The organism is Mycobacterium sp. (assembly GCF_035570115.1).
GTDB lineage: Bacteria > Actinomycetota > Actinomycetes > Mycobacteriales > Mycobacteriaceae > Mycobacterium.
Genome location: NZ_DATMLH010000228.1, coordinates 1 through 9,134 on the forward strand (window position 1 = coordinate 1; position 9,134 = coordinate 9,134).

General features: G+C 64.4%; 11 protein-coding genes. 5 read left to right on the top strand and 6 right to left on the bottom strand.

Translation table 11 applies throughout. The annotated features are described in order from the left end of the window. Nucleotides 1-876 (top strand): amidohydrolase family protein (locus tag VNW74_RS20485; protein ID WP_325680156.1); only part of this gene is annotated, 876 nt, incomplete at its 5' end. Nucleotides 877-1,051: 175 nt separating this feature from the next. Then, nucleotides 1,052-1,636 (top strand): XRE family transcriptional regulator, encoded by a 585-nt coding sequence (locus VNW74_RS20490; protein ID WP_325680158.1) that lies wholly within the window; start codon nucleotides 1,052-1,054, stop codon nucleotides 1,634-1,636. Nucleotides 1,637-1,655: 19 nt separating this feature from the next. Here the strand turns inward: VNW74_RS20490 and VNW74_RS20495 are convergent, their stop codons facing one another. Further along, complete coding sequence (locus VNW74_RS20495) at nucleotides 1,656-2,873, bottom strand: acyl-CoA dehydrogenase family protein (protein ID WP_325680160.1); 1,218 nt, start codon at nucleotides 2,871-2,873, stop codon at nucleotides 1,656-1,658. 113 nt (nucleotides 2,874-2,986) lie between these two features. Here VNW74_RS20495 and VNW74_RS20500 point away from each other — a divergent pair, with 113 nt between their 5' ends. Beyond that, nucleotides 2,987-4,237, top strand: a complete 1,251-nt coding sequence (locus VNW74_RS20500) for an alpha/beta hydrolase (protein ID WP_325680162.1) — start codon at nucleotides 2,987-2,989, stop codon at nucleotides 4,235-4,237. A gap of 4 nt (nucleotides 4,238-4,241) precedes the next feature. Here the strand turns inward: VNW74_RS20500 and VNW74_RS20505 are convergent, their stop codons facing one another. The 5 genes from VNW74_RS20505 to VNW74_RS20525 form a co-directional block, all read right to left on the bottom strand. Then, nucleotides 4,242-4,751 (bottom strand): hypothetical protein, encoded by a 510-nt coding sequence (locus VNW74_RS20505; protein WP_414686733.1) that lies wholly within the window; start codon nucleotides 4,749-4,751, stop codon nucleotides 4,242-4,244. Nucleotides 4,752-4,791: 40 nt separating this feature from the next. After that, complete coding sequence (locus VNW74_RS20510) at nucleotides 4,792-5,250, bottom strand: STAS domain-containing protein (protein ID WP_325680164.1); 459 nt, start codon at nucleotides 5,248-5,250, stop codon at nucleotides 4,792-4,794. A gap of 188 nt (nucleotides 5,251-5,438) precedes the next feature. Then, the gene (locus tag VNW74_RS20515) at nucleotides 5,439-5,933 is read right to left on the bottom strand and encodes an SRPBCC family protein (protein ID WP_325680166.1); all 495 of its coding nucleotides are present in this window, start codon (nucleotides 5,931-5,933) and stop codon (nucleotides 5,439-5,441) included. Further along, a complete protein-coding gene (locus tag VNW74_RS20520; RefSeq protein ID WP_325680168.1) occupies nucleotides 5,933-6,574 on the bottom strand; it encodes a nitroreductase family protein in 642 nt (213 codons plus the stop codon). Before VNW74_RS20520 ends, VNW74_RS20515 begins: the two co-directional genes overlap by 1 nt. A 40-nt stretch (nucleotides 6,575-6,614) precedes the next feature. Beyond that, nucleotides 6,615-7,097, bottom strand: coding sequence for a carboxymuconolactone decarboxylase family protein (locus tag VNW74_RS20525; RefSeq protein ID WP_325680170.1), 483 nt, complete (start codon nucleotides 7,095-7,097; stop codon nucleotides 6,615-6,617). A 126-nt stretch (nucleotides 7,098-7,223) separates the two neighbouring features. Here VNW74_RS20525 and VNW74_RS20530 point away from each other — a divergent pair, with 126 nt between their 5' ends. Next, on the top strand, nucleotides 7,224-7,922 hold the full coding sequence (locus tag VNW74_RS20530; RefSeq protein WP_325680172.1) for a hypothetical protein: 699 nt from the start codon (nucleotides 7,224-7,226) through the stop codon (nucleotides 7,920-7,922). A gap of 7 nt (nucleotides 7,923-7,929) precedes the next feature. Then, a partial coding sequence (locus tag VNW74_RS20535; protein WP_325680174.1) for a class I adenylate-forming enzyme family protein occupies nucleotides 7,930-9,134 on the top strand: 1,205 nt, incomplete at its 3' end.

A 9,134-nucleotide genomic window follows, 5' to 3' on the forward strand; every position in this document is an offset into this window, starting at 1 on the left:
TCCGACATCAACTGCCGGTCGGTCGAGGGGGTGCTCGGCGACGCCGACCGCGACCACATCGACACCATGGTGCTGTATCCCAGCATGGGGCTGTGCACGCCCAGCCTCGAGGATCCGGAATTCGCCGCCGGGTTCGCGCGCCACTACAACCAGTGGATCGCGGATTTCTGCGCCCCGGCGGTCGGCCGACTGCGCGGCGTCGCGGTGACCCCGATCGAGCACGGGCCGGTGGCGGTCGACGTGATGCGGGAAGCCAAAGACCTCGGGCTGGTGGCCACCCTTGTCCCGCCGGCGCTCAAGACGCGCAACCTCGACCACCCAGACCTCGATCCGTTTTACGCGGCCGCGGTCGAGCTCGACATGCCACTCGGCATTCATGGCGCGCCGGGCATTCACCTGCCGAAGATCGGTGTCGATCGCTTCACCAACTACATCCAGGTGCACTGCATCAGCTTTCCGTTCGACCAGATGACGGCGATGACCGCGCTGGTATCCGGCGGTGTTTTCGATCGGCATCCGGGATTGCGAGTGGCCTTCCTCGAAGCGGGTGTGGGATGGGTGCCGTTCTTCATCGACCGGCTGCACGAGCATTTCGAAAAGCGCGGCGATTGGATCGACCGTGGTTGGCAACGCGATCCGCAGGAGTACGTGCGGGCCGGCAACATCTTCGTGACCTGCGAGCCGGAGGAGCCGATCCTGCCCGGCGTCATCGACGTGCTCGGTGATGACTTCATCATGTTCGCCAGCGACTATCCGCACTGGGACGGCGAGTGGCCCGAAAGCACCAAGCACCTGCGGACGCGCCCGGACATCAGCGAAGCCGCGCGTGCAAAAATCGGCGGGCGCAACGCGCAGCGCTTCTACGGCCTCAACTGAGCCGACCGGCACGGGCCGAGCATTGGGGAGCCGGGTCCGGCTACTGAACGCATGCGCACTACCCCTATAGCGGGTCGACGCTGTTACCGATACCCTCGTCCATGCAGCCGTCGGGACGGAAGTTCGGTAACGGCCGCCGAACCTGGGCTGAACACCACCACAGAATTGAGGGGCCATGGGCGAATTCGATCCACATGAAGGCGAAGCGCAAACCATTGTGAATCTCGCCGAGGCGGCGATGCACATGTACCGCGCTGCCATCGATTCGTTGCCATTTCCTGAGGACAAGAAATTCCAGAAACGGGCCGAGGTGGTTCTGACCGGTATGCGCAAATTGCGCGCGGCACTGACGGAAGCGGCCAGTCACGGCAGGTCGACCCCCACGGTCATGATGGCGCTCAGCGATTGCCGGCGACGCTACGACGATCTGATGGAGCGCGCGGCATCGGCTCCCGGATCGACTCTCGGACAACAGCTTTACACCGCACGCGTCTACGCCAAGCTGTCGCCTCAGGAGGCGGCACATGGACTGGGACTTCGGCCGGAGCTGCCCGAAGAGCTCGAGTTCGGCGGAACTCCCTCCGACAACGAGACGCCGCTGATCCAACAGCTGATTTCCGCGATACGCGCGGTGGCTGGTCTAGAGGACCCCGAACACTCGGAGCACCATCAGCAGCCCGCCGACGAGCATCTCAACGGCTGGGAAGACGCGCTGGTCGTGAACGGCGCCGGCGACGAGGCCAACGCGGCAGCTCACTAGTGGCCCGCGCCCGCGGGTCTCATCGAATGGTGAGGCCGGTGAGCGCCCTCGCGATGACGAGTCGCTGAATTTCGCTCGTGCCTTCAAAGATGGTGAAGATCTTGGCATCCCGGTGCATCCGCTCGACCGGGTAATCGCGGGTGTAGCCATTGCCGCCGAGGATTTGGATCGCTTCATCGGTGACGTACACCGCGGTCTCACTGGCGAACAACTTGGCCATCGACCCTTCCGCTGAGGTGAACGGCTTGTCGTTTCGTTGCATCCAGCTGGCCCGCCAGACCAGCATTCGCGACGCGTCGATGCGGCTTTTCATGTCGGCCAGCTTGAACGCGATGGCCTGGAATTCGGCGATTTTGCGCCCGAACTGTTCGCGCTGGCGAGAGTAATCCAGCGCGTACTCGTAGGCAGCGCGCGCGATTCCCAATGCCATCGCACCAACGATCGGACGGGTGCGCTCAAACGTCATCATCGCCGCCTGACTCGATGTGCGATGCCCTTCCTTGATTTTGGCGACCCGGCGCTCGAAACGCTCTCTGCCGCCAAGGATCAACTCACCGGGGATGCGCACATCGTCAAGCACCACCTCGGCCGTGTGGGACGCCCGAATACCGTGCTTTTTGAACTTCTGCCCCTGAGATAGACCCGCTGTGCCGGGAGGCACGATGAACGTCGCCTGCCCCCGAGTGCCCAGGTCGGGCTCCACCGATGCCACCACCACATGGACATTGGCGATCCCACCGTTGGTCGCCCACGTCTTGGTGCCGTTGAGCACCCACTCGTCGGCGGCTTCGTCATACTTCGCCCTGGTGCGGACGGCTCCGACGTCAGAACCGGCACCGGGTTCGGAGGAACAGAACGCGGCAAGCTTCGGATCTCCCGGGCTGCCGAACATCTGCGGCAGCCACTCACCGAGTTGCTGCGGGGTTCCGTTGGCGGCCAGGGCGGCCGCGGCAAGCCCGGTGGCCATGATCGACAAGGCAATCCCGGCGTCACCCCAGAACATTTCCTCGAACACCGTCGGCATGCCCAGACCGCTGGATTCGACCGCCATTTGGCCGAAGAGGTCGGGGGTGTACAGCCCGACCTTCGCGGCTTCTTGGATGATCGGCCATGGGGTTTCCTCCCGCTCATCCCACTCCGCGGCGGCCGGCCGGATAACCGACTCGGCGAATTCATGCACCCAGTCACGGACGTGCACCACTTCCTCCGACAGGTCCATCGAAAAGGTGGCGTCCATCAGCGCTCCTATCAGCGGTCTGTGCCGCAAAGTCTTGGCGTAGGCAGCTGACCCATACAGTAAACGCTTGTATACTCAACCGCCAAACCGGCAGCTCAGCCAAAGGGGGCTACATGCAGCGCAGTGATATCCGGGCGGTTGGCGCCCTGGCGGGGGAGGCGTCGTCGTTGGTGACGACGCTGGTGCGGGGGATGCACGCGGGAATTGCCGGCCGCGTTTTCGGCTCCATCGGACCGTCGGCGGCACCGACGAGGACGATCCATGACGGGCTGACGCGCGCGATCTACAGCAGCGTGGACCGAGGCCTGCGCGGTGTAACGCGCGCCGTGGGCACGGTGGCCGCTGAAATCTGGGGTGACGACGGCCACGAGGCTCTCGAATCACGCATCGGGCCCGCCGCGGCCATCGCCGCAGTGAATGGCATCTATGGCGATGAGCTGACCGAGCGCGACAACCCGCTAGCCGTCGCGATGGCGATCCGACAGCACGGCAAACCGGTTTCCCCGACGGCCGACTCGCTCGCAGCCGCATTTCCGACGGCCACCGACCGGGTCGTGGTGTTTCTGCACGGCTGGTGTCTTACCGAACGGTCCTGGTCTCGGCGACCGCGCCAGGACCCGGAAAACCAAGAAAGCCGCAGCTATGGCGAACGGCTACGCGAAGACCTGGCATTTAGCCCGGTTCATCTGCGGTACAACACCGGACTGCACGTGTCGGTCAACGGCCGAACACTCGCCGAAATACTGGACCGGTTGCACGCCCACTGGCCAGTGCCCGTCACCGAGCTGGTGCTGGTGGGCCATTCGATGGGCGGACTGGTGGCACGCAGCGCTTGCCATTACGGCGCCCAGCTGCAGTATCGATGGACCGACGCGGTCAGTCACGTCGTGTGCCTCGGCTCGCCGCATCTGGGAGCCGATCTGGAAAAGGGCGTAAGCATCGCGTCGTGGGCGTTGGCCCGGTTGCCCGAGACCCGGGCCATCGCAGCCTTTTTGAACGTCCGCAGCGACGGAGTCAAGGATCTGCGCTTCGGTGCCTGTCTTGACGAGGACTGGTGCGACGCCGATCCGGACGAGTTCTTGCGCGATCGTTGCCAAGAGGCGCCGTTCCTGCCGCACGCCATCTACCACTTCGTGGCTGCGACCGTCACGCCGCCGCTGCTCGGAATCGTCGCCGGCGATCACCTCGTGCGATCGCACAGCGCTGCGGGCCGCGGTAGGTCGCGGCGCGTTCCGTTTGACAGTGAGCAAGGTCTGACGCTGACCGGGTTGAACCACCTCGATTTGCTGAACCATCCGCTGATCTATGCGAAGCTGCGCGACTGGCTTGCACAGTCCCCGGCCAGCTCTGCGGGCCAGCTTTAAGACGTCACGGCGTCGGCGTGGGGGGTGGGGATGGCTGTGCTCCGCCGATGAGCGAGTTGAGGATGTTCAACGGCAAGGTGACGTCCGCCGGCGATTTGCCCGGGTCGGGGGTCGCCGCGTCGTTCTTCTGCCACGGCTGGCAACCGTCGGTCTTGAACGCCTTGTCGGTCGGGTCGATCCGCACCACCTGCGGCTTTTTGCTCATCGCGTTGTCGACCAGCTGTTTGCCGTCGTCGCCGGGGCCGAGCCTCTTCCAGTAGCAAACGCCCTTATCGAGCGGCCCGGCCGAGGTGTAGGTCCCGGGCACGATGTCGGTTCCCACCGCAAAGGTGCCGTCGTGGTCGATGGTCGTCTTAGGTCCGGGCGCCTGCGGTCCGGGTGGCGGCGCGGGAGCCGGTCCGGGCGGCGGCGCAGGTGGATCGGCACTGGCGAGACCGGCAGCCGCACCCCAGCTCAGCGCAATCAGCGCCGCCGCGGCGACAGCGGTTGACTTCGACCTCACGATTAGCAGCATACGGGGTTTGCGCAGCACACGCCGGAGCGCGATCGCGCTGCTAGGCGGATTTGGTGAGCAACGGCAGCAGCAACCGGCGGCGTGCAGAGTTGGCGTCGGCCAAGTGGTGCAATGCCTCGTGTACCGAGCCGAAGACGGGAAAGCTGGATTCCTCATGGGTGACCAACAGCGCCGTGGTCACTGCCTGATTGGGGATCACCGACCACTCCAGCCCGGCGGCGCTGCAGACGGCATCGACACGGTGGAGAAGTCGAACAGCTTGTGTGGCAAAAAAATCCAGGCCGGACAAGTCCAGGACAAATGCCTTGTCGGGCAGGATGAAGCGCTCGGAGTACGCACTCACCTGATCGACATTGGTCGCGTCGATCGCGCCGCTGATCGTCACGACGGTCGCCAGGTGGCGGCACTGGGCCCGCACCGCGGCACCGTTGCAGTCGACTGGAAGATGCGCGTGACGCGACGTCGAGTACGAAGCCGCCGAAGCAATCGAATCGGTCATGAGCGCCCCCAGTTCCCCTACATGTTTCTGCCATATGAGTCGAGGAATTACCTCAACCTGTTTGAGACGCTAATTGGTTACTCTAAGGTCACCGGGCGGGGCTCTTAATACTTTGCTAAGAAACAATTTTCAGGTACCGACCGAATGGCTGCATAACCTGCCGACAGCCTACTGGCGGGTACCGCCGCCTAGGTCAGCCGTTTGACCGGCCCGGCATAGCTGAGGGCGTGCTCGTAGATCTCGAGGTTGTCGCGAGAAATCTTCGCGTGCACCGGGCGTTCGAGAAGGAATCGCAGCACGGGATTGAAGGCGTGATAAGTCTCATGGAAGGTGAGCACGGTGGTCCCGTCGGGCTGTTCCTCGAGTTCGTGGTAGCCCTCGGCGCGCGACCACAGTGGTTTGCCGATCGCCACATAGCGCGAGAACTTGTTGATCTTCGCCTCGGTGACCGTCTCCCAGGACCGCCCCTTGCCACCCGACAACAGGTAGCCGGGCACGGGGAAGACACAGGTGCGGACCAAGCCCTCACCGGCTTCGTCACCTTCGTTCAGAATCTCCATGCTGCCGGTCGCCCACTTGAGCACCCGCGGCTTGGGCGAGTCCGGCGGTATCGGTGGATGCAGCACTCGCCACACCTTTTTCGGGGGTGCGTCGACATGAAATCGCACGGTGTAGGACTGCATCAGCTTTCTCCGACAGGCTGTTCCCAGGTATCCCAGTAAGTGATGCGCTCGGCGGGCGGACGGACGGCTGGCCGAAAGTCGGTGCCGATCGTGTATGCCACCGGAAACAGCGCAGCCTGGGTGACCGTGGCCGGGATTCCCAGCAGTTCGGCCACCTCCTGCTCCCTAGCCAAATGCATTGTCGTCCAGACTGATCCGAGTCCGCGCGAACGGAGTGCAAGCAAAAAACTCCAGCCGGCGGGGATGATCGACGCCCAAGCCGATGCGGCCGTCAGTGCATTGGAGTTGTCGATCCGGTTCTCCAGGCAGGGGATGACGTGCACGGGAACTTGGCCCAGTGTGTCAGTCAGGCTAAACGCGCTGGCGTATACGCGCTGGGTTTGCGGGTCGGACGTGTCCTTGGCGGCGAGTGCAAGGTACTCAGCACCGATGCCGCGGTAGATGTCGGCGATCGCGGCGCGCTTGTCGGCGTCGGTGATGACCAGCCACCGCCAGTCCTGTGCGTTGCTCGCCGTGGGCGCCTGCATCGCAAGTTGTATGCACTCGAGGATCACGTCGCGACCAACCGGTCGGGTCAGGTCAAGGCGTTTGCGTACCGACCGGGTGGTGGTGAGCAATTCGTCGACCGATGCGATGTCCACTCTTCTCGACCGTTCCTCTCAAACCGTGATGTCCACTCGCTCAGAGATCGATTGCGCACGACTGATCGACGCCGAGCACGGTCAACGAACGTCCCAGACCAAGGAAAACCGCGACACACAGTGTGAGATCGAGGATTTCCTCGTCGGTGAAGATTTCACGCAGCCGTCCGAAGAACGCGTCGTCGATCGATGCATGGTCATTCGCGAATCGCTCGGCGTATTCGATGGCAAGACGTTGCCGCGCCGTGTAGCCGGGGTAGGTGGCGTAGGCCGCGACGTTTTCATACAGCTCCGGCGCGACGCCCGCCTCGAGCACCGAATCCGCGCGGAAGTCCGCGCACGCGACGCAGTCGTTGATCTGCGCGATGCGCATCCTGGCCAGTTCGCGCTCCTCCGGCGGCAGGATGCTCTGCTGGTAGGCCCCGCGAATCATCCGTTCAACCATGTCGCCCAGCGGCGGCCGCAGTGTCCAAATCATCGCGGCCTCACCACCCGGGCCGTCCGGCACATCTAGCCTGGCCATGGATGCGAGCAAACCAGATGTGTGGCTCGACTGTCCAGGTTGCGGACCGTGGACAGGACAGGACGCCGGGATTACCGTCCATTGAGCGAAGGCGCGGTGCAGCGCTCGCGCAGGAGGTCCCGCGGCATGCTCTTCATGCACGAGGTACACAAGGTGCGGGGGCGCGCCGAGGACGAGTTCGAGGCCGCATTCCGAGACGGCTGGATGGCCATGCTCGGTGCCGGTGACGAAGCCCGGTTGCTCTGGTACGCAAACCAGGCCCACGGCAGCGGGCCCGCCTACACCGTGGTTACCGTGACGGCCATTCGCGACGGAGCAGCATGGGAGCGCTTGGCTCTACGGATCCAGAAAGGCGCTCTGCGGCAATGGATGCGCGAGCTCGACGACCTTCGCCACGACGTCGACGCCAAACTCCTGGTTGCGCTTCCGTGGTCGCCCCTTCTGGACGTTTCATTCGACGAGGTCCCCGTCGATGGACGCGAACACGAGCTGACTCTCTACATGGAGGACACCATGTGGCCCTACGAGGACAAGTTCGCCGAATACATCGACCGGTGTGGTGAGGTGTACGCCAAGGGCCTAGAACGGCCGGCGTCGATGTTGGCGATCCAGGCTGCGTTTCAGCCGGCTTTGGGCAGTCACCTGCGCCGAGAAGTGGTGCTGATGCAGCGCATTTGCCAGCCGGAAGCACTGCTCAACCTCCTTCGGACCGAGATCCCATCGGATTACCGCGCACCGGGAACCTGGATGTACGACGCATTGGACCTGCGCGACCAATGGACCAGCCGGCTGCTGCGCACCTCCTCGTGGTCACCCCTGTATTGAGCCGCGGATGAACATCGGGATGATCATCGACGCCGCCGCTACCGGTGATCCCGACCGGGTCGCGCTTATTATCGGCGAGCGCGTCATCGGCTACGGCCAGTTGGCGGCGGCTGTCGAACGCTGCGCCGCCGGTCTGGCTGCCAATGGTGTGGCACCTGGAACCCGCGTCGCCGTCGTCGACGGCGGCAGCCTGCTTTCCATCGCATCGGTTCTCGGCGCGGCGCGCATCGGTGCGGCGGCAGCGCTGATGAACCCAGCGCTCACAACGTCAGAGCTCCGGGCCCTGTTGCAGAATGCGGGGTGCACCGACGTCGCAGTTGGGGGAGAGGCACACTCGGACCGGCTCCGTGAAGCGGGCGCGAGCAAGACATTGACAGCGGCTGATCTATTGTGCGACGGCCCGATTCCCGCCGCGAAGACGGTGGAGGAGATCGACGACCGCGACGCCCTGGTGCTGTTCACCAGCGGTACCACCGGGCTGCCGAAGGCGGTCGGAATCACCAGCGGGCAGCTGAGCACCCGGATTCGCGGAATGGGGCAACCGTTCCGCGCGGACTCAGCGCCCATGGTGTCGATGATGTGTGTTCCGTTCTTCCACGTCGGCGGCTCCCTGGGCATGCTCGGCAGCCTGTACTCGGGCAATACCTCAGTCGTGCAGGAGCGGTTCGACGCTGCAGAGTGGTTGCGGCTGGTGCAGGAGCATCGGGTACGCACCGCATTCCTGGTGCCGACCATGCTCCAGCGGATCCTCGACCATCGCGACTTCGCCGGCACCGACCTAACCGCGCTGATCGCCATCGCCTACGGAGCGGCGGCCGCGCCCGTCGCATTGGTGCGCCGTGCAATGGCCGCCCTGCCGCATGTCGCGTTTGCCAACGTGTTTGGCCAGACCGAAACGCTCGGTGCCTACACAACCTTAATGCCGGAGGATCACCGGGATCCCAACCGCGTGGGCTCGGTAGGAAAGCCGCTGCCCGGGGTTGAAGTCCGCGTAGTGGATCCCGACACGGCGGCCGACGTCGAGGCGGGAGTTGTCGGCGAATTGTGGGTCAACACCATCCAGAACGTCAGCGAAGGCTGGCTGCATACCGGTGACCTCGCACGGCGGGATGCCGACGGCTACATCTACCCCAGCGGCCGGCTCAGCGACACGATCAACCGCGGGGGAGAGAAGTTCGGGCCGATCGAGGTCGAGGAAGCACTGCGTACCCA

What these genes read in the sequence shown, in the direction of transcription:
- VNW74_RS20490 (WP_325680158.1), top strand. Translation starts at nt 1,052, where the DNA reads ATGGGCGAATTCGATCCACATGAAGGCGAAGCGCAAACCATTGTGAAT.
- VNW74_RS20495 (WP_325680160.1), bottom strand. Translation starts at nt 2,873, where the DNA reads ATGGACGCCACCTTTTCGATGGACCTGTCGGAGGAAGTGGTGCACGTC.
- VNW74_RS20500 (WP_325680162.1), top strand. Translation starts at nt 2,987, where the DNA reads ATGCAGCGCAGTGATATCCGGGCGGTTGGCGCCCTGGCGGGGGAGGCG.
- VNW74_RS20505 (WP_414686733.1), bottom strand. Translation starts at nt 4,751, where the DNA reads ATGCTGCTAATCGTGAGGTCGAAGTCAACCGCTGTCGCCGCGGCGGCG.
- VNW74_RS20510 (WP_325680164.1), bottom strand. Translation starts at nt 5,250, where the DNA reads ATGACCGATTCGATTGCTTCGGCGGCTTCGTACTCGACGTCGCGTCAC.
- VNW74_RS20515 (WP_325680166.1), bottom strand. Translation starts at nt 5,933, where the DNA reads ATGCAGTCCTACACCGTGCGATTTCATGTCGACGCACCCCCGAAAAAG.
- VNW74_RS20525 (WP_325680170.1), bottom strand. Translation starts at nt 7,097, where the DNA reads ATGGCCAGGCTAGATGTGCCGGACGGCCCGGGTGGTGAGGCCGCGATG.
- VNW74_RS20530 (WP_325680172.1), top strand. Translation starts at nt 7,224, where the DNA reads ATGCTCTTCATGCACGAGGTACACAAGGTGCGGGGGCGCGCCGAGGAC.